Raw genomic sequence first — 19,339 nt, forward strand, 5'->3', positions numbered from 1 at the left:
GTGAATTACAGGGAGTAACAGGATGTTCCGGAATTACCGGCCTGATCGGTGCTACATCATCGCTGAGATCGGCGGAAACTTCACGACGTTTGATCAGGCAAAGCGCCTGATTGACGAGGCAAAAGCGGCGGGGGTGGATGCCGTCAAGCTCCAGACCTATCGCGCGGAGACCCTGTCGAGCCGCAACGCCATGTTCGACATGGAGAACACCGGCGTTACCTCGCAGTTCGAACTATTCCGCAAATACGAAATCGGTCACGAGCTTCACGAAGCGGTGTTTCGCTATGCCGAAGAGCACGGGCTGGACTGGTTCTCCTCGCCCTCGCATGAAACGGATGTCGACCTACTGGAGAAGTGTGGAGTCGGCGCCCACAAGGTGGGTTCGGACGACGCGGTCAACATTCCCTTTCTCCGTTATCTGGCAAAAACCGGCAAGCCGATAATCCTGTCGACGGGGATGTCGACGCTCGAGGAAGTTCGGGGGTCCGTCGCCGCAATCAAGGAGGCCGGCAACGACAAGCTCATTCTGCTGCATGCCATCACAAGTTATCCGACGCATCCGGAAAATGTGAACCTGCGCGCGATGCAAACGATGATGGAAGCGTTTCCGGATCTCGACGTCGGTTATTCCGACCATACGCTGACCCCGGTCGCAAGCCTGTGCGCTGTCGCAATGGGCGCCCGGGTCATTGAACGTCATTTCACCTATGACAAGGCCGCAGACGGCCCGGACCATATGCTTTCGGCCGATCCGGCGGAAATGAAATGGCTCGTCGACGCGATACGCGCCTTCGAGATCATGAAAGGCAGTGGCCGCAAGGAGCCGGCTGCGAGTGAAGCGACGACGAGGTTGAACAATCGCAAGAGCGTTGTCGTCAACCGACCGCTCAAGGCCGGCCATGTCATCTCCGTCGGCGACATTTCCGTCAAGCGGCCTGGAACAGGAATTGAACCGAAGCATTTCGACGCTCTCGCAGGACGGCGGGTCGCAAACGACCTCGATGCGGACGCGGTCCTCCAGTGGAGCGATCTGGCGTGACGCTTGGAATTATTATCCAGGCGCGGATGGGATCGACGCGGCTGCCGGGAAAAGTGCTTCGCGACATTTCCGGAAAGCCCCTGCTCGGACATGTCCTTGGTCGGCTTCAGATGTTGAAGCGCCCGGCCAAGGTTGTCGTTGCGACATCGTCCGCCAGCGAGAACGATGTTATCGAAGCCTGGTGCCTTGAGCACGGCGTCAGCTGCTTTCGCGGCGACGAAACCGATGTTCTCGATCGTTATTTTCAGTGCGCGAGATCGCTCGGGATGTCGGATATCGTGCGGTTGACCGCAGATAATCCTTTCACCGACATCGAGGAACTCGAGAGGCTGATCGACCTGCACCAAAAGCAGAGATTCGATTACACGCATGCCTTTGGCCAGTTGCCTATTGGGGTCGGCGCCGAGATATTTACCTTCGAAGCCCTGGCGCGCAGCCACCGCGAGGGGAAGCTGCCGCACCATCGCGAACACGTGAATGAATACTTCACCGATCGGCCCGAACTGTTCAAGATCGGTCAGCTCGATGTGCCCTCGGCCAAAATCTCTCCGGAGCTGCGCCTGACGGTGGATACCGAGGAAGATTGGAGCCGCGCCCGTGCACTCGCAGCGCAGGCGGGTGGGAATTGGCTCGGGACGGAAGAAGCGATCCGGCTATGTTCGTCTTCTGCATAGAAAGTTCACATGCACGCGGCATGGGTCATCTCTTTCGGTCGCTGACGCTCGCAGCGGAATTGCGCACCCGCGGTCACTCGGTCCGCTTTTTGGTGAACGATCATCCGAATTCCTTGAGAATCATCCGCGAGCGCGGTTTTGACGTGGCGCTTTATGATCTCGCCGCCGTGACGGGATGGGAGAAGGCTTTCCTCGAAGCCGCTGCTTCGTCTCCGATCTGGATCAACGATCGCCTTAACACCCAGCGGCTCCATAGCGAGACGATCAAGCGCTTGGACGCCAAGCTTGTCACCTTTGATGATCGTGGTGATGGCGCGGAACTTGCCGACCTGAATATCTGCGCTCTCCTGTTCGAAAACACGGAGGGCCTGAAAGGCAGGGACGTTCGGCTGGGCGTAGGGTACATGATACTCAATCCTGAAATCGCCAGCTATCGCAGAGTTCGGGAAAAGCTTGCATCAATACTTGTCACGCTCGGCGGCGCCGATACTTACGGAGTGACGGTTCGCGTCGCCAAATGGCTGAGCAGCAAGGCTTTTCCTGTCACCATTGTCACGGGCCCGAGCTTCCAGCACATGGCGGAGCTTGAAGAGGTGGTCGCGACCGCCGCGCCGGATCGGTTCAGATTGCTGAATCAGGTGCCGTCGCTTGCGGCGGAGATGTACGGGCACGATCTGGCGATTACCGGTGGCGGCCTTACGCCCTTCGAAGCTTGTGCGGCCGGCCTGCCCTGTGTCGTGGTCGCCAACGAACCTTTTGAAGTCCCGGTCGGGCGTGCGCTCGAGGAGCTTGGAGCAGCGTTCTTCGCCGGGCATCACTCGGCTTTCGATCTCGGCATCCTGGAGAAGGCGATCCCCATCCGGAGCATGAGCGAGACCGCCATGACCAAGGTCGACCTTGGCGGGCTGGGCCGCGTTGCCGATTTGCTGGAAAGATTGGCTGCATGACCCTGACAGCGGTGATCCATCAGCCGGACTTTGCCTCCTATCTCGGTTTTTTTCAGCGTTTTCTGAACGCCGACCTCTACATCGTTCTGGACCATGTCCAGTTTGTCCACGGCACGAGCAAGAGCTGGACCCATCGTGACAGGATCAAGACGGCGCAAGGGGATCGCTGGCTCACCGTCGGAATCAGAAAGCCAAGCTTCGGCACCCCGATCAACGAGGTGGAGTTGGCGCCCGGCACCGGTTGGATAGATCAGAACCTTTCCTTGCTTCGCGAAAACTATCGCAAGTCGGCCGGCTGGAGCGAAGTCTTTCCCCGAATCGAAGCCCTCTACGGCAAGCGGTTCGACCTTTTGGCCGATTTCAATATGCATTTCCTGGACGGTATTCTGGATATGCTTGAAATCACAATGCCGACGGTGCGATCGAGCACTCTAAGCCCTGAGGGTCATAGGAACGAGTTGCTTGTCGAATTGCTGGGCAAAGTGGGAGCAACACGCTACCTCTCGGGTCTCGGCGCGCGCGACTATATGCGACCGGAACTATTCGAGGCAGCCGGAATTGAAATCGAGTGGCAGCATTTCGTCCATCCGGTTTATCCACAGCCCTTCGGCGAGTTCATTCCCTATCTCAGTATTCTCGACACACTGCTGAATTGTGGTATTGCAGGCACGCGTGACCTGCTCTGGAGTTGCAAATGAATATTCTCGCGATCGGTGCCCATTTTGACGACGTGGAGCTGGGCTGCGGTGGTGCACTGGCACGCCATACAGCAAACGGCGATACGGTTTACGTCTATGTCGCGACCGTCTCCGGCTTTTCCAACCAATATGACCAGTCCGTGCGGAGCAGCCAGGTCGCCAGAGCGGAAGCGGATGCTGCGATGGAAATTCTCGGCGTCCACAAGATGTTTTGCGGCGAGTTCAAAACGCTCCAGATCGAATTCGTCGACCCGCTGAATATCGAGATCCTCAAGCTCGTGCAGGATCTGAAGATCGATATGGTCTATACCCATTGGGTGGGCGACATCCATCATGATCACTTGGCCTTGTCGCGCGCATCGCTGCACAGCTGCCGTCATGTGCCCCGCCTCCTGATGTATCGCAGCAACTGGTATCATTCGACCGTCGATTTCAGGGGAAATTTCTACGTCGACATCACCACCCATTGGGACCAGAAGGAAAAAGCGATCCTTGCCCATGAATCCGAGATGGAGCGCACCGGGCGGAAATGGGTGAGCTTCTTCCGCAATGAAGCCGAGAACGCCGGCCAGCGCATCGGTGTAAAATACGCCGAAGTCTTCGAGGTGGTGAAGTGGCTGCAGCCTTGAGGAAGATTTTGACCTTTGGCTCCATGCTGCTTCCCTACGGTGTGCATGAGCTGAAGCGCAGGCTCAAAAATCGTCACAAGTTATCTGCTGATGTCGCGAGATCGCTGGCAGAAAATAGGCAGCTTGCCGGGCTGCGTGCGGACCAACGCTGTTTCATTTTAGGAAATGGACCGAGTGTCAAGGGCTTGGATCTGTCGCGGCTTCAAGGCGAAAATGTCATAACCGTTTCCAACGGCTATTTGCATTCCGATTTCGACAAGTTCCAGTCTCGCTATCATTGTGTTCCGCAAATCACCTACGGATTAATGACACCCGAGGACGTGGTCCGCTGGTTCGAGGAGATGCATTCCCACCTGGGCGGCGCGGAACTGTTCCTCAGCTCCACGGAAGCGGAGCTGGTTCGAAAACACAATCTGTTTTCGGGACGAACGGTCCGGTATCTCATGCTCGGCGAAAGCTTCGACGAAAGACCATCTGTGGAAATCGTCGATATCTCCAAACCAGTGCCGCGCGTCGATTCAGTCCCGGTGATGGCCCTCATGATAGCGATGTATCTTGGTTTCAAAGAAATCATCCTGCTGGGCGTCGACCACGATCGCTTCCTGTCGGCAACCTATGAATACGCTTTCGACCTTAAGGTGCAAAAAGGAAAAGATTTCACCGTAAATGCGGACGGCACCCCGACAACGAACCGTCACGACGACTTTCAGCAGGCGGCGCGGCTGTGGCGACAATATAGAGCCATCGCAAATATCGCGCGAGCAAATGATATCCGCATCTTCAATTCCACACCCGGTGGGGCACTGGACGAATTTGAGCGACGGCCGTTCCAAGCCTGGTTTGAAGAATGAGACGGCTTAAATTTGCGCTCCCGGGAATCCACTGTCTGCTTGAGGTGACGCGAGAATCGCCACAAGCGCGCGAACAGGAGATCTGGGCCGAATTCCGACGGCACAACATCACTTTCGACGGACCTTACGATGATTGGCGTTCGGCAATGGCTGATTCAACCGGCTATGATGCGCCGGCCATTCTTGCAAAAGCCGTCGAAGCCACACGCGCAGTTGTTCAGGGCCGTGCCTCATATGAGCGCGACACTGTAATCTTCAAGGAAAGAAGCTACTCGCATCCGCTGCTTGCCTGGCTGCTCTATGTTGCATCCAGATCCGATGGTCGTTTGAGAGTGGTCGACTTTGGAGGCGCGCTCGGAAGCTCCTATTTCCAACACCGGTCAAAACTCGCTCATCTCGCGGAATTGAAATGGTGCGTCGTCGAGCAGCCTCATTTTGCAGAAGCAGGCCGAGCAGAATTTGAAGACGGGCTTCTGAGCTTTTCTCATTGCCTCGAAGAAGCAATCGATCTTGTGAACCCTCACGTCGTTCTGCTCTCGGGCGTGCTCCAGTATCTCGAATATCCTCATCAGCATCTTGAGAGCCTACTTTCGAAAGACATCAAGTTCATCCTTGTTGATAGAACAAGCGCGCAGTTCGATGTCGCCGACGTCCCTTTTGTGCAGCATGTGCCGGAGCGCATCTATCGCGCGAGCTACCCCGTGTGGTTCTTGAACGCGCATGAATTGCAAGATCGCTTCGCGAGGCATGGCTACGAAGTGCTGGACAGTTTCCAGCCAGCTGGGACATTTGGAATAGCAACACCGCCGCCCTTGCAAGAATTGACGCGTTGGGGCATTGGCCTTACGCCAGCTCAGGGACAATACGAATGGTCGTATACTGGCTGGTTTCTTGAGAAGCCGGAAATCTAGCGATGCGCGTTAACGTCATTATCCCTGTCTTCAATCGTCTGGAGCACACCCGGAAGGTGTTGGACGCGCTCAGGAGACAAACTCTCGCCGACGCGCTGACGATCGTCGTTGTCAACGACGGTTCGACCGATGGAACGGCAGAATACCTGCAGTCGCAGGGCGATGTGGTCGAAATCCGAGGCGACGGCAATCTTTGGTGGGGGGGTGCCATCGAGGAGGGGCTGAAACACGTCCTTCCGTCTTGCAAGGCGGAAGATTATATCCTGTTTCTGAATAATGATACCTGGTTCGGCGAAGATTATGTTGAAACCCTGGTGCAAACATCCAAGGCGAATGGCGAAGCCGCCGTCGGAAGCGTTATCCATGAAGAGGGGAAAGATCCGCCTCTTGTGAGTATAGGACCTCGGATCAACATCAACAGGTTCGCGATTTGGGATCTTCTTTCGGAATTGAGCGAAGCGCAACAACGGTCGCCTGAGAGCCAATACCGCGTGGATGCATTGAGCGGTCGAGGTACTCTATATCCAGCCCTCTTGTTTCGGAAATATGGCGGTATGCGGCCACGCCTTTTGCCGCACTACATGGCCGATTATGAAATCGCGATGCGCTTTTCGCGCGCCGGAGTGCCTCTGATCGTCAGCACAAAAGCAATCGTCTATTCGCCGCCAGTATATGGAAACGACGTCTCCAGGCATTCATGGAAAAAACGATTGTTTGGCAGGCGCTCTCCTCACAACGTTTTTCAACGCCTGATCTTCTATTCGCTTGTCGGTTCACCGGTGCAGAGATTGACCGCACCTTTCCGCATGGCCTATTTCTTTTACGCTCGTGTCCTTTTGGGAAGGATGACGACCAGCCTTAAAAAATTTGCCGTTTCCCTTGTGCGTGCAAGGCGGCTTAGCGAACTGAAACGTCACGGAGTAAGCGTTGGCCGCGATGTTGTGCTCTATGGCGCCCCCCTGTTGCAACGGCATCCTGACAGTGACATTCACATCGGTGATCGCGTCGTCCTGTGTTCTGATTCCCGATTTACAGCGCTGGCTCTCAATCATCCGGTGAAGATAGCGACCATTCGCGCCGGATCGAAGATCAGCATTGGCGCAGACAGTGGGATCAGTGGTGCAACCATCGTCTCGGCTGCACGGATTTCAATCGGCGCCGAAGTGCTGATGGGAGCCAACGTCACGATTTTCGACACGGACTTTCATCCGATACGTCCGGAAGGGCGCCGTCATTCGGATGTCGAGGCGGATATAAAGACTGCACCGGTGCACATTGGCGATAATGTGTTCATTGGCACCAACGCCCTGATCTTGCGTGGCACGGAAATAGGACGTGATAGCATTATCGCTGCGGGTGCGGTCGTCCGCGGAAATTTCCCCGAGGGGGCGATAATTGCCGGGAACCCGGCAAAAGTTGTCGGTAGCGTCTATAGAACGTCCCAGGAACGTCCCGGTAGTCAACCAGACGGTGAACATGAAAATAGCAATATTTGACACCTATTACGCGCGGTTTCTGAAGCAATTCTATGCGCGGCGGCCACAGCTCCGAAAATCGACTTCGCCAGAACAGACGAAAGCTCTTTTGGCTGCCGCATTCGGCACGTCCGATTTCTACTCGCGCCACCTGAAGGACCAGGGTTGCGACGTCATTGACATCATCGGCAATTGTGTCCCGCTTCAGTCCGCCTGGGCGCAAGAAAACAACGAGCCATTCAGCGCTTGGGCGATGAAACTGCCGCATCGGTTTTTCAGGCTGCCTTATGTTGGCGCACGCCTGGCGGCGCTCCCTGGCTTGCTGGAGGTCGCGATGGCCCGTGTTCGAGCATTCAAGCCGGATGTACTCTACTGTCAGGATCTCAGCTTCTTTCCGCCGCATGCCCTGACGGAGCTGAAGAAGACGGTGCCGTTGATTGTCGGCCAGATCGCTTGTCCGCTGCCACCGGGTGAGTTTCTGCGACCCTATGACCTTATTCTGACGTCTTTCCCCCATTTCGTATCCCGTTTTCATGAGATGGGGATAAAATCCGAATATTTCAGGATTGGCTTCGATACTCGAGTGCTTGATCTCCTTGGCGATATCAGGCGCGATGTGCCGGTGAGCTTCGTCGGCGGCATAAGCCGTCATCACGGCAAGGCCGTTCCCTTGCTCGAACATCTTGCCGATACCACGCCGATACAGTTTTTCGGCTACGGCGCGAAGACGCTCCCGCGCTCTTCTCCGATTCGCAAGCGTCACAATGGCGAAGTCTGGGGCCCGGATATGTATCGCGCGCTGGCGCGCAGCCGGATCACCGTCAACCGACACATCAACGTGGCCGAAAACAACGCCAATAACATGCGGCTCTATGAGGCGACCGGTGTCGGATCGCTGCTGATAACCGATAGGAAGGATAATCTCGGGGAGATTTTCGAGGTCGGCAAGGAAGTGGTTGCCTATTCCAGTGCTGAGGAAGCGACAGAACTCGTCCGCTACTATATAGACCACCCCGACGAGGCCGATGCGATCGCGAAGGCTGGTCAGGCAAGGACGCTGAATGACCACACCTACAAATCGAGAATGGAAGAATTGGTGCCGATCCTCGAACGATATCTGGAGAAACAGGGCTGATGTCGTTTCTGCGTACGAGTCTCAATCGCTTTCCAGGGGTGAAGAGCCAATTGAAGCGATTGCGTGAACGGCTGTTGCCGGCGACGTCGGTATCGTCCCGCTATGTCGAGATAGAGGCGGCTCGTCGAGACAGCGAGAGTTCGCGCCTTGCCGCATCTTGGAAAGCGAGTGATCTGCCCGCCCGTCAGAGAGCCCTCGTCGAGCGCCAGCTGAGGGAATACCGCAGCGGCGCTACCATTGACGTATTCGATGTTTTTACCGCGGCTTTGCGCAGCATCGACAATATTCCGGCCAATGCTTCGCTGCTCGAAATCGGTTGTTCCAGCGGCTATTATTCCGAAGTGCTTGATGTGAGTGGCTTGCCGCTGCGTTATCGCGGCTGCGATTACTCGGACGCTTTCATCGATATGGCGCGCAGCATCTATCCCGGGCTGTCGTTCGACGTGGAGGATGCGACGCGGCTCAGCTATCAGAATGACGCTTTCGACGTCGTCGTCTCAGGATGTTGTCTGCTGCATATCCCCAATTATGACGCGGCGATCGCAGAGAGCGCCCGAGTTGCCAAGGAATACGTGATTTTTCACCGTACGCCTGTTGTCTATGGCGAGCCGACCAAGTATTTCCGCAAACAGGCCTATGGCGTCGAGACCATAGAAATCCATTTTTCCGAGCCGCAGCTATTGGACATGTTTCGGGTTCACGGCCTGCACGTCCTGGCGACGTTCACGCTTACCGAGAACGTGGATCCACACGACAGTCGCAAGGGCAATGCAATGCGCACCTATTTGTGCAGGAAACAAACCCAATCATGACGAACTATTTCTGTACCCTTTTCGACAACGGCTATCTCATCAAGGGAATGACCATGATGGAGAGCCTCGTCCAGTGGTGCCCCGAGGCGCATGTTTTTGTGCTTTGCATGGACCAGCAGACGCAGGAGATATTAACCGCTCTCAACAGGTCCTACATCACCTGCATTCCACTCGCCGATATCGAGACGCCGGAACTCCTGGAAGTCAAGAAATCGCGCGGCGTCGCCGAATATTGCTGGACCCTGTCTCCGTGTCTGCCGAGTTTCGTCCTGGCGCACCATCCGGAAATCGATTTCATCACCTATCTCGATTCCGATCTGCTGTTTTATTCACCGCTCAGGCCGATTTTCGACGAAATCGGCAATAGTTCCATCGCCATTATCGAACACCGTTTTGCTCCGCGGCTGCAGAATCGGGAAATTAATGGCCGTTTCTGTGTCGAATGGGTGAGTTTCCGGCGCGACGAAGAGGGAATGCGCTGCCTCACTCGCTGGCGCGAGCAGTGCATCGAATGGTGCTACTATCGCCTGGAAGACGGCAAGATGGGTGATCAGAAGTATTTGGACGAATGGCCGGATCTGTATCCGAATTGCCATATCATCGAGCATCCCGGAGCTGGGATCGCGCCCTGGAACTACGAAAAGCTGCATTTTTCGCAGGATGCATCAGGCAGGATCGAGGTCGATGGTTCGCCTCTGATCTTCTATCACTTCCACCAGTTTCAGTTGCTGACCAATGGCATGTTCGATCGGTTGTCGGCTTTCTACACCGCCGTCTGCGAGGAACCTGACGCTGCTTACAGGGTCTACGAACGCGCTCTGATGCAAGCCCTGAAGGCGATCAGAACGGTTTCTCCCGGCTTTTCCGGCGGCATTCGTCCCTTTTTCCGGGTTAAGGCGCGCAGATGGGTGCAACGCCATGTACCCCGGCCGGTCATAAGCTTCCTGCACCATTTCATCAGGTATTGACGTCCCGCCAGCGGGCGGAGCCTGCCTCTAACCAAGCTGTTATTGGTACTGCCGGTTGATCCACTGTCGATAGCTGCCGCTTGTGACGTTCTCTACCCAAGCATCGTTGGCGAGATACCATTCGACGGTCTTGCGAATGCCTGTCTCGAAGGTCTCACTAGGGCGCCAGTCCAGCTCCCTTTCTATCTTGGCCGCATCGATGGCGTAACGGCGATCATGACCTGGCCGATCACGCACAAAGGAAATCTGCGCCTTGTAGCTCGCCCCGTTTGGCAGGGGCCTCAATTCGTCGAGAATTTCGCAGAGCGTATTGACGACCGACAGGTTCGTCAGCTCATTCCTGCCGCCGACATTGTAGGTTTCCCCGACTTTTCCTCTTTCCAGAACACGTCGAATGGCGCTGCAATGATCTTTGACGAACAGCCAGTCGCGCACCTGCATCCCGTCTCCGTAGATCGGAATCTGTTTCCCCGAGAGGGCATTGTGAATAACGAGCGGAATAAGCTTCTCGGGAAAATGATAGGGACCGTAATTGTTCGAACAGTTCGTCGTCAGAACGGGTAGGCCATAGGTGTGATGATAGGCGCGAACCAGATGGTCGCTTGCTGCCTTGCTCGCGGAATAAGGACTATTGGGTTCGTATTTGCGATGTTCGCTGAAAGCGGCCTCGTCGGGAGCAAGCGAACCATAGACTTCGTCCGTCGATACGTGAAGGAAGCGAAAGCTTTCCCGGAAGTCTTCATTCTGTGAGGCAAGAAATCCCCGGATTGCCTCCAGCAGACGAAACGTGCCGACAATATTGGTCTGGATAAATTCTTCTGGCCCATGGATCGATCGATCGACATGACTTTCGGCAGCGAAATTCAGAATGGCGCGAGGCTGATGGGCACGGAGCAGTGCGTCGACAAGGTCGTAATCCGCAATGCTGCCCTTGACGAAGACATGACGCGGATCACTCCAGATGGAGTTAAGGTTCTCAAGATTGCCGGCATAGGTGAGGGCATCGAGGTTGACGACCGGCTCATCGTGAAGCGCAAGCCAGTCGAGCACGAAATTCGCACCGATAAAACCGGCGCCTCCCGTCACCAAGATCATGTTTTTCCCTTTGGACATCTGATAAATGGAAAGCTCTAGTCTCATTGCGCCAACCCGCCGTCAACCGAAGAGATCGACAATGCTGAATTTCGTTTGTCCCGGGTGTCGGTCACATTGGGGTTGCGCTGGTTCGGTCGTTTCCATAAACACCTCCCGAAGATTGCATCGAAAGACGACGTGAAAAATGACGAAAACCGCGCTTATTACTGGGGTAACTGGTCAGGACGGTGCCTATTTGGCCGAATTGCTTTTGAGCAAAGGCTATACAGTCCACGGCATCAAGCGGCGATCGTCGTCTTTCAACACCGGCCGCATCGAGCACATCTATCAGGATCCGCACGAAACTCATCCGCGCTTCATCCTCCACTACGGCGATATGATCGACTCGACCAACCTCCTGCGGATCGTGCAGCAGACACAGCCCGATGAAATCTACAACCTTGCCGCACAAAGCCATGTCGGCGTCAGTTTCGAAACGCCGGAATATACGGCGGATGCCGATGGTATCGGAACGTTGAGGTTGCTCGAAGCGATCCGCATCCTGGGTCTTGAGAAAAAAAGCCGATTCTACCAGGCATCGACATCGGAACTCTACGGCCTCGTGCAGCAAGTGCCGCAGAACGAGAAGACGCCTTTTTATCCGCGCTCTCCCTATGCTGCAGCCAAGCTCTATGCCTACTGGATCGTCGTGAATTATCGCGAGGCCTACGGTATGCACGCGTCGAACGGCATTCTGTTCAACCATGAAAGCCCGCTTCGCGGCGAGACCTTCGTCACGCGCAAGATCACGATGGCCGTGGCCGCCATCAGCCTCGGACTTCAAGACAAGCTCTTTTTGGGAAATCTTGACGCCCAGCGTGACTGGGGCCATGCGCGCGAATATGTCGAGGGCATGTGGCTCATGCTGCAGCAGGATAAGCCGGATGACTACGTCTTGGCGACGGGTGAGACGACGCGTGTCCGCCAGTTTGTCGAGTGGGCCTTCGCCGACACCGGCATCACCTTGGAATGGAAGGGGTCCGGCGTCGACGAAAAGGGTTATGACTCTGCGTCCGGCGCTTGCCTTGTGGAAATCGATCCTCGATATTTTCGCCCGACGGAGGTCGATCTGCTGCTTGGCGACCCGACTAAGGCACGTCAGAATCTGGGCTGGCACCATAAGACGCCGGTTCGTGAGCTCGCCGCCGAGATGGTGCGCGAGGATATCAAGCACTGGAAGGCTCAGGGCGGCCGGAAAGAGGTCTGAGTGTACGATCTATCCAACAAGAAGATCTGGGTTGCCGGTCATCGTGGTATGGTCGGCAGTGCTCTTGTGCGCAGGCTTCAATCCGAAGATTGCACGGTCATCACGGCAACCCGCGCCGAGGTCGATTTGAAGCGGCAGGACCAGGTCGAGAAATTTGTTGAAGCAACCCGGCCTGACGCGATCATTCTCGCCGCTGCCAAGGTTGGCGGTATCCTTGCGAATGACAGCTATCCCGCAGAATTCATCTATGACAATCTGATTATCGAAACCAACCTCTTCGAAGCCGCCCATCGTGGTGGCGTGGACCGGCTTCTCTTCCTGGGCTCAAGCTGCATTTATCCGAAGCTCGCTCCACAGCCGATTCCCGAAGAGGCTCTGTTGACCGGGCCGCTCGAGCCGACCAACGAATGGTACGCGATCGCCAAGATCGCCGGTATTAAGCTCGCGGAAGCCTATCGCAAACAATATGGTCGGGACTACATTTCGGCCATGCCGACCAATCTATATGGCCCCGGCGATAATTTCGACCTGAACTCCAGCCACGTGCTGCCCGCGCTGATCCGCAAGGCGCATGCCGCGAAACTGCGCAAAGACCCGCAAATCGTCGTCTGGGGCACGGGAACCCCGCGCCGCGAGTTTCTTCACGTCGACGACTGCGCCGACGCCCTGGTGTTTCTGCTCAAAACCTATTCGGGCTCGCAGCACGTCAATGTCGGCTCGGGCACGGATCTCGAAATTATCGAGTTGACGCGTCTGGTCTGCCGCGTTGTCGGTTACGAGGGTGAGATCATCCACGATCTTTCCAAGCCCGACGGCACGCCGCGAAAGCTGATGAGCAACAAGAAGCTGCAGGACATGGGCTGGAAACCGCGCATCTCGCTCGAGGATGGTATCCGAGCCACTTACGCCTGGTTTCTGCAGTTCGAAAATGGAGCCGATCCCGCGGCCTGATACTGATACTGGGCCGGTGAGGACCGGCATTTCTCCATTCCTGCAGCGGTCTTCGCGATTTCGCGGTGTCGCCAGCCTCCGATTGCCTCATGGGCACCCGGAGCATGTACCGCAACAAGTGTGCGGCGGCCGGCAGAATAGCCCGGTCATTGAGGCGGGGAACCCGATAGGGTTAGCGCGGGGAGTATTGTGGAATATGCGGATATACGCATAATTTCTGCGGCTGGCGCGCTGCCAGACACGATCGGGCGAGGCTCCGGGGGATTCCATGGAAACAATTGTCGAGGACGCCCATGCTGGCGTCGTGTCGCCCGAACTCGTGGTCGATGCACTGTTTGCATGCCGAAAGACGGCGGCGATCAGGGCGGCCATCGAGCTTGATCTCTTTACTCATATCGGCGACGGCAAGACGGCGGCAGGGCTGGCGTCGGCAACAAGCGCCTCGGAGCGAGGGGTGCGCATCCTCTGCGACTATCTCGTGGTCCACGGCTTCCTGACCAAGGACGGCGAACAGTACCGAATGACGCCCTCGACCAGAATGTTCCTTGATCGCAATTCGCCGGCCTTTATGGGCTCTGCCGTCGAGTTTACCGCTGCACCCGAAGTGCTGAATAATTTTCTGCGCGATCCGGCCGCCGTCGTGCGAAACGGCGGTTCGGCCGGTCTTGCGAACATGTCGGCGGACAATCCCGTCTGGTTGAAGTTTGCGCGCGGCATGGGCTCCTTCACCGGTCTCAGCGCTAAAATATTGGCTGATGAAATCTCCGGCTGGCCGAGCCCTCCAAAAAAGGTGTTGGATATCGCGGCAGGTCCGGGCCTCTTCGGCATCGAAATTGCCAAGGCCTTTCCATCGACGGAGATCGTCGCCGTCGACTGGGGCGCCGTCTTGGAGCTGTCGAGGCAGAATGCGGAAAAATCAGGCGTGGCGGACCGTTACCGGACGATCGCCGGCAGCGCCTTCGACGTCGACTGGGGCGCCGGTTATGATCTCGTCCTGCTTCCGAATTTCCTGCACCATTTCGATTTGCCGACATGTGCTGAGCTGTTGCGAAAGATCACCGCGAGCCTTGCAGCGGATGGCCGGATCGTCGCGGTCGATTTCGTGCCGAATGAAGACGGCGTCTCGCCGCCTTTTCCCGCGGCGTTCTCCTGGGAGATGCTCGCCAGCACACCGGCGGGCCAGGCTTATAGGCAAAGCGAGCTGACTGAGATGGCAAAACTGGCCGGCCTCGCCGGCGTCACGGTCAAACCGATGCCGCCAACTCCGGCAAGCATCATCCTCTTTGAATAGGACCCAGCAAAAAAGCCGTCTGTCCTGTTTTGTCGACAGAACGGAGCTTATCTGAGATTGAAGAAGAAGAATTGGCTGGGGAACCTGGATTCGAACCAAGATCGACGGAGTCAGAGTCCCTAGCTGAAATTTGATAACGTTTCCGATTTTCTCCAACCATGGAGAAATCGCATTATGGAAAATCAAAGCCTTACGGGCGAATTTCCAACCGAAAAAGTGTCGGAAGCGGCCCTTTGGCTGTGTAGCAACGCGGACACGATCAAAGGCAATCCGTTACTCGAACTGATGGCGCGCTTTCATTTCAGCGTGCTCGACGCGGTCGAGGCGTCGAAGCGTGCTCACGCCCTCAGATTTGCAGGAAAAGCAGCTCCTGCATCATGACAATTGTATCCGATCCATTGCGAACGCTGCAGCAGATCCTGGCCGATCACGCTGGTGACGGCGCGGCGGAACTGCGGCTCGCCGTCCAGCGCGTGATCGACGGCGCCGAGCCGAGCCTCGACGCCGCCCTTGGACTGAAGCCGGCAGCGGGTCAGCGTAACTGGAAAACGACGGCCGCGCTCGAGGAGCGCAACCGGCTGATACGCGAAACCGCAGCCACATTTTTTCCCGGAAGTTCGATTCGCGAGAGGTCAGAAGCGATCGCTAACGGGCTTGAGAGGTTTCGTTCGGGGCCTGATTGGTGGCGCTACAGAGAGCGGAAAACTTGCCCTTATCCACAGGGCATCAAGGCAAATTTCTGGCGAATTCTCAAGATCTTCGATCGCAGTTTGAGTGCGGCAAGAGTGCGCGCGGTGCTGGCTCGCGAGCTCGGCCTATTCGTGAGCCAGCAGACGGCGGATGATTCCTTCAAAGATCAGTAACGAGAGGCTTTTGCAAATGTTGAACCCAAAATTGCCCGACGATGTGCCGAGCGGCGACATCAGTTTTTATGGCAACGACATCGTCGATACGAGCCGGCTTCCTCCAAGCGCCAATGCAGCCTTGAGCGAACTTCGCGAACGCGTCAGCGACATGACCGATCTTGTCGGCCTGGCCTCCCAAAAGTGGAACGAGGCGCGCGAAGCGCATGACGAGGCCACTCGGCAGCTAGCAATTCAGAGAGAAAAATGGGGCCTTAGCAGTGATCAGTTCGCCAGGCTGAATAGCAAGCGCGCTGAGGCGCATAAAATGCTTATGGCCGTGCAGGACAGGCGAGATGCAATTGGCGAAAGAAAGATGGCCCAGGGTCGTCTTTTGACCCGCATTGAAACATACATCCGATCGCTTCGGTCTACCGCAATCCAGGTGTCAGCATCCGCGATCAAGTTTCCATCGGCCGACCGGCTTCTGCCGGAAATCGACAAACAGCGGAACGAGATCGCGACGCTATTCGCCGATCGGCATGAAATTCTCTCCAAGGCAACCCCCTCGGCTGAGATCAAGGCAAGGGCGCGCGCCGAGATCGAGGAGTTGGCCCGCCGCGGATGTCCGGACGTGACTTACATGGTCAACCATGGTCCGAGTCAGGGCGTCATATGGCCCGATTATGAGGCGATCGCCCGCGGACGGGGGGTCGGCGTGCCGCTTCCAGGCGACGTTGGCCATACGCGCTTCGTTCAAGCTCCGCACCTGCCGCTGCTCGCCTGGCTGTTCAAAGGCCGCATGATCGCGGCGATTGAAAAGGAAATCGATGCGAATGCAGAAGACGAGCAATCGCTCTCGCTGGAGCAGCGAACCAAGAAACTAGCCGAAATCGATGCGCGCATCCTGGCGACCGAGCGGGTCGAGGTGGCGTTGGTGCGGCATTCCGGTGGCGCCTTCGATTATCGCGACGACACCGATCCGCGTGCATTTCTCGGCATCGACGGGCCGCCGGTCAGCGAAGAATGAGGTTCATGAGGGGGGAGGGTTCGTCGCCTCCTCGCACGTCCAGCCGGCGGTGATGTGTGTGCGAAATAACACCGGCAATTGGCGCTCATTCTCCTTTCGTTTGTGAGTGAGCCAATCAGAAGCGAAGGCGGCGGTTTTATGAGCCCCGCCGCCTTCCACTACAGGATTTTCGAGGACGCATTGAAATGTCGATCGCGGTAATGAACACAGTCTGGGAGAATGGCCCTGATGACCGCACCGAATTTATGGTGCTGCTGGCCCTCGCGGATTGGTCGGATGACAAGGGCAATTCCTGGCCCGGTATCGAAGCGCTGGCGAAAAAAAGCCGCTGCTCTGTCCGGACAGCTCAAATGACGCTCAATCGCCTTAAGGGCCATGGGGAAACGGGAAGCGGTCTGATCAAGATCTTTCCGGGCGCCGGTCCTTCGGGCGTGAACAAATATCAGATCAATCTCGCCTTGCTTAAGGCCGGTCCAGTTGGCGGAATTACCGATGTTAGGGGGGGTGCAGAATCTGCACCCCCCGCAGCGGCTGCACCCCCCGCAGAATCTGCGGGGGGGTGCAGAATAGAGTCCGTGGATTGCACCGGGGGGGTGCAGATGACGGACTCCAGTCTGCACCCTATACATCAGGAACCATCAGGAACCATCACTCTCAGCGCGCAGGAGCGCGCGGGAGAGGATCAAATTTCGGATGGGGATGAACGAGCTGATCGCAAGGCGGTAAGACGCGCCTTCCAGCGCCTGGTTGATGGTTGGCCGAATTTCGCTGGCCTATCGCTGGCTAGCGCTGAACGAGCCTTCCAGAAACTTTCGCCTGAGGACCGCGACGCAGCGCTGCGAATGCGGGATTCGTGGTTGTCGCTGCTTCGGAAGAACCGGAAGGATCACACGCCGGCGCCATCAACCTACCTCAGCGAGCGGCTTTGGGAGGCAGTGCCGCAACAGCAGCCGAGCGAGACCGAGCATGTCGTCGCGGCACCGTTCGGGAAGGCTTGGACGGCCTACCTGCTGCGATTGCTGGCGACAGCTCCGATCGAACCTCCAGCGCCACCGGCCTTCATCCAAAAGCTGATCGCCGCCGGCGGCGCTGCCGGCCATCGTGCAGCGCTGGAGCGGTTGGCAACCTACGGCTGGCCTCGGGCGAACGACATGCTGCAGCGGGCCGCCGATGGCAAGGGCATGAACCTTTCTCCGCATGAACTGCAGGACCTGCCCGAGATGCACGCCGTCGCGGTTGATGCGCCGACCTTCCACCAGTGGCGCAGCGCCTTCGACGAGCGGGGATGGCCATGGTTGAAGCTGCCGCGCGGCGTCGCCTTCGTCTGGTTTCCTGTCGACGGACCGCCGACCATGCAGTCGGCGGGTCCTCCCCAGCAAAAAGCGCAAAGCGGGTGAGGCGGCAGCGCAGTCCGTTCGACTATGTACGCCGCCGAATGACCTGATGATGATCTGATTGTTCACATTTTCCTGTTGGAGCCGACCGCAATGAGACCGCTAAGCGAAGCAGAAATGACGAGTGCGATGGAGGCGCATTCGCTCCCCGCAGATGTGGCGGACGGTGTCTTTACGCTGGTCGATACGGCTGAACTTCTCGGCGTGTCGTTGCCAACGATGCGGGGATATCTCAGGCGCGGGATGCCGTTCGTCTGGCGCGGCGGATGTGGAAGCCAGTGGCAGATCAAATTGTCTGAGGCGTGGGCGTGGCTCGGATTTTTCCGGCAACTGAAGCAGCAGAAACACGACCGCGGCGCAGCTCACGCCGCCGCCGCCGCGAAGTTAAAGGCCTCCATCAGCTGGCATTCCCGCTGAACAACCGAAGGGGATATCTCAATGAACGTTTTGAAGAATGGAGAGCTGTGGCTCTATGGCACCGTTGGCGAAGGCGTCACGGACGAAGAGGGCTTCACGCCGATCAACGTGCGCGATGCACTCGCCGAGATCGGCAGTAAGGACGTTACCGTTCGTGTCAACTCAGGGGGCGGTTGGGCGGCCGATGGAGTTGCGATCTACAACATTCTTCGCAGTCATCCTGGCAAAGTCACGGTGCTGATCGAAGGTATCGCGGCCTCTGCCGCCTCGGTGCTCGCGATGGCCGGGCAAGAAATCATCATGCGACCTGGCGCCTTCATGATGGTCCACGAGGCTTCAGGTCTCACCTGGGGCAATGCCCAGGATCACGCGAAGACGATCGAGTCTCTGGAAATCATCAACCGATCGCTGGCCGATATCTACGTGAAGCAGACGCGCAGGCCGAGCGCCGAGATCCGGCGCGAGATGGCCGATGAAACCTGGATGGATGGCGGCCAGGCCGTGCAAAAGCGTTACGCCACCCGCATCACGGACGGCCGCGCTGCAAAGCCTGCAGCTTTTGCCTGGGATACCTATGCAAAGGTGCCGGCGGCGATTGCTGCCGCAGCTGGCACAAGGCCGCCGTCACGCGGCTTTCAGGATGCGAGAGAGCGCATAGTTGCGGCGGCAAGCGCCAAAGCCGAGCGTGATGTACGGATCGCCGCGTTCATCCGAGAAAATTGCCTCGGCCGTGAATCCGATCCGGACGTGAAACGGGTGTTAACCCGCATTCAGGAAGAGGCGCCGGAAGCCTATGCAAAAGCAAAGGCGACGGGACCGCTGTCATCGACGAACGTCGTGAATGGGCCGTCGAGCTGGGATCACGTCGTCGATCGACTGAACAAGGCAAACAACTGGTTCTCTGTCCATCCGAGTGCAGGGGAAAAGTGAGCAG

21 protein-coding genes are annotated in these 19,339 nt (G+C 57.1%); 20 read left to right on the forward strand and 1 reads right to left on the reverse strand.

Going from position 1 to position 19,339, the window contains the following annotated elements:
* The first annotated feature begins 22 nt into the window (after window positions 1–22).
* The 11 genes from AMK02_RS03930 to AMK02_RS03980 all read left to right on the forward strand — a co-directional run bounded on the left by AMK02_RS03930 (window position 23) and on the right by AMK02_RS03980 (window position 10,139).
* Window positions 23–1,039 (forward strand): N-acetylneuraminate synthase family protein, encoded by a 1,017-nt coding sequence (locus tag AMK02_RS03930; protein WP_012482753.1) that lies wholly within the window; start codon window positions 23–25, stop codon window positions 1,037–1,039.
* On the forward strand, window positions 1,036–1,713 hold the full coding sequence (locus AMK02_RS03935; protein WP_012482754.1) for a cytidylyltransferase domain-containing protein: 678 nt from the start codon (window positions 1,036–1,038) through the stop codon (window positions 1,711–1,713). Before AMK02_RS03930 ends, AMK02_RS03935 begins: the two co-directional genes overlap by 4 nt.
* Window positions 1,695–2,660 (forward strand): PseG/SpsG family protein, encoded by a 966-nt coding sequence (locus AMK02_RS03940; protein WP_004677162.1) that lies wholly within the window; start codon window positions 1,695–1,697, stop codon window positions 2,658–2,660. Before AMK02_RS03935 ends, AMK02_RS03940 begins: the two co-directional genes overlap by 19 nt.
* The gene (locus AMK02_RS03945; RefSeq protein ID WP_012482756.1) at window positions 2,657–3,358 is read left to right on the forward strand and encodes a WbqC family protein; all 702 of its coding nucleotides are present in this window, start codon (window positions 2,657–2,659) and stop codon (window positions 3,356–3,358) included. The genes AMK02_RS03940 and AMK02_RS03945 overlap by 4 nt, the downstream gene beginning before the upstream one ends.
* Window positions 3,355–3,987 (forward strand): PIG-L deacetylase family protein, encoded by a 633-nt coding sequence (locus AMK02_RS03950; protein WP_012482757.1) that lies wholly within the window; start codon window positions 3,355–3,357, stop codon window positions 3,985–3,987. Before AMK02_RS03945 ends, AMK02_RS03950 begins: the two co-directional genes overlap by 4 nt.
* Window positions 3,972–4,838 carry a hypothetical protein gene (locus tag AMK02_RS03955; protein WP_041683541.1) on the forward strand — a complete coding sequence of 289 codons (867 nt, stop codon included), beginning with the start codon at window positions 3,972–3,974 and terminating at the stop codon, window positions 4,836–4,838. The genes AMK02_RS03950 and AMK02_RS03955 overlap by 16 nt, the downstream gene beginning before the upstream one ends.
* A 146-nt stretch (window positions 4,839–4,984) precedes the next feature.
* Window positions 4,985–5,749 carry a TIGR04325 family methyltransferase gene (locus AMK02_RS03960; RefSeq protein ID WP_237350434.1) on the forward strand — a complete coding sequence of 255 codons (765 nt, stop codon included), beginning with the start codon at window positions 4,985–4,987 and terminating at the stop codon, window positions 5,747–5,749.
* A 2-nt stretch (window positions 5,750–5,751) separates the two neighbouring features.
* Window positions 5,752–7,245: a glycosyltransferase gene (locus AMK02_RS03965; protein ID WP_064800756.1), complete on the forward strand. Its 1,494-nt coding sequence runs from the start codon at window positions 5,752–5,754 to the stop codon at window positions 7,243–7,245.
* Between the two features lie 88 nt (window positions 7,246–7,333).
* The gene (locus tag AMK02_RS03970) at window positions 7,334–8,359 is read left to right on the forward strand and encodes a CgeB family protein (protein WP_237358331.1); all 1,026 of its coding nucleotides are present in this window, start codon (window positions 7,334–7,336) and stop codon (window positions 8,357–8,359) included.
* Complete coding sequence (locus AMK02_RS03975; RefSeq protein ID WP_064800758.1) at window positions 8,359–9,171, forward strand: class I SAM-dependent methyltransferase; 813 nt, start codon at window positions 8,359–8,361, stop codon at window positions 9,169–9,171. The genes AMK02_RS03970 and AMK02_RS03975 overlap by 1 nt, the downstream gene beginning before the upstream one ends.
* On the forward strand, window positions 9,168–10,139 hold the full coding sequence (locus tag AMK02_RS03980) for a hypothetical protein (protein WP_004677170.1): 972 nt from the start codon (window positions 9,168–9,170) through the stop codon (window positions 10,137–10,139). Before AMK02_RS03975 ends, AMK02_RS03980 begins: the two co-directional genes overlap by 4 nt.
* Window positions 10,140–10,178: 39 nt before the next feature.
* Here AMK02_RS03980 and rfbB read toward each other — a convergent pair whose 3' ends face one another.
* Window positions 10,179–11,234, reverse strand: coding sequence for a dTDP-glucose 4,6-dehydratase (gene rfbB / locus AMK02_RS03985; protein ID WP_064800759.1), 1,056 nt, complete (start codon window positions 11,232–11,234; stop codon window positions 10,179–10,181).
* 184 nt (window positions 11,235–11,418) lie between these two features.
* Between rfbB and gmd the strand changes: the two genes are divergently transcribed.
* The 9 genes from gmd to AMK02_RS04035 all read left to right on the forward strand — a co-directional run bounded on the left by gmd (window position 11,419) and on the right by AMK02_RS04035 (window position 19,335).
* Window positions 11,419–12,480, forward strand: coding sequence for a GDP-mannose 4,6-dehydratase (gene gmd / locus AMK02_RS03990; RefSeq protein ID WP_064800760.1), 1,062 nt, complete (start codon window positions 11,419–11,421; stop codon window positions 12,478–12,480).
* Window positions 12,481–13,431 (forward strand): GDP-L-fucose synthase, encoded by a 951-nt coding sequence (fcl, locus tag AMK02_RS03995; protein ID WP_064800761.1) that lies wholly within the window; start codon window positions 12,481–12,483, stop codon window positions 13,429–13,431.
* A 268-nt stretch (window positions 13,432–13,699) separates the two neighbouring features.
* Entirely contained in the window at window positions 13,700–14,722 is a 1,023-nt protein-coding gene (locus AMK02_RS04000) for a class I SAM-dependent methyltransferase (RefSeq protein WP_064800762.1), read from the forward strand.
* Between the two features lie 174 nt (window positions 14,723–14,896).
* Window positions 14,897–15,103 (forward strand): hypothetical protein, encoded by a 207-nt coding sequence (locus AMK02_RS04005; RefSeq protein ID WP_064800763.1) that lies wholly within the window; start codon window positions 14,897–14,899, stop codon window positions 15,101–15,103.
* Between the two features lie 17 nt (window positions 15,104–15,120).
* Window positions 15,121–15,585 (forward strand): hypothetical protein, encoded by a 465-nt coding sequence (locus tag AMK02_RS04010; RefSeq protein WP_145924209.1) that lies wholly within the window; start codon window positions 15,121–15,123, stop codon window positions 15,583–15,585.
* A complete protein-coding gene (locus tag AMK02_RS04015; RefSeq protein WP_145924210.1) occupies window positions 15,563–16,594 on the forward strand; it encodes a hypothetical protein in 1,032 nt (343 codons plus the stop codon). The genes AMK02_RS04010 and AMK02_RS04015 overlap by 23 nt, the downstream gene beginning before the upstream one ends.
* A gap of 185 nt (window positions 16,595–16,779) precedes the next feature.
* Window positions 16,780–17,991 (forward strand): helix-turn-helix domain-containing protein, encoded by a 1,212-nt coding sequence (locus tag AMK02_RS31020; protein ID WP_145924211.1) that lies wholly within the window; start codon window positions 16,780–16,782, stop codon window positions 17,989–17,991.
* 90 nt (window positions 17,992–18,081) lie between these two features.
* Window positions 18,082–18,405 carry a terminase small subunit gene (locus tag AMK02_RS04030; RefSeq protein WP_145924212.1) on the forward strand — a complete coding sequence of 108 codons (324 nt, stop codon included), beginning with the start codon at window positions 18,082–18,084 and terminating at the stop codon, window positions 18,403–18,405.
* A gap of 21 nt (window positions 18,406–18,426) precedes the next feature.
* On the forward strand, window positions 18,427–19,335 hold the full coding sequence (locus AMK02_RS04035) for a head maturation protease, ClpP-related (RefSeq protein ID WP_064800769.1): 909 nt from the start codon (window positions 18,427–18,429) through the stop codon (window positions 19,333–19,335).
* Window positions 19,336–19,339: the final 4 nt, after the last annotated feature.

Source organism: Rhizobium sp. N731 (genome assembly GCF_001664145.1).
GTDB classification, from domain to species: domain Bacteria; phylum Pseudomonadota; class Alphaproteobacteria; order Rhizobiales; family Rhizobiaceae; genus Rhizobium; species Rhizobium esperanzae.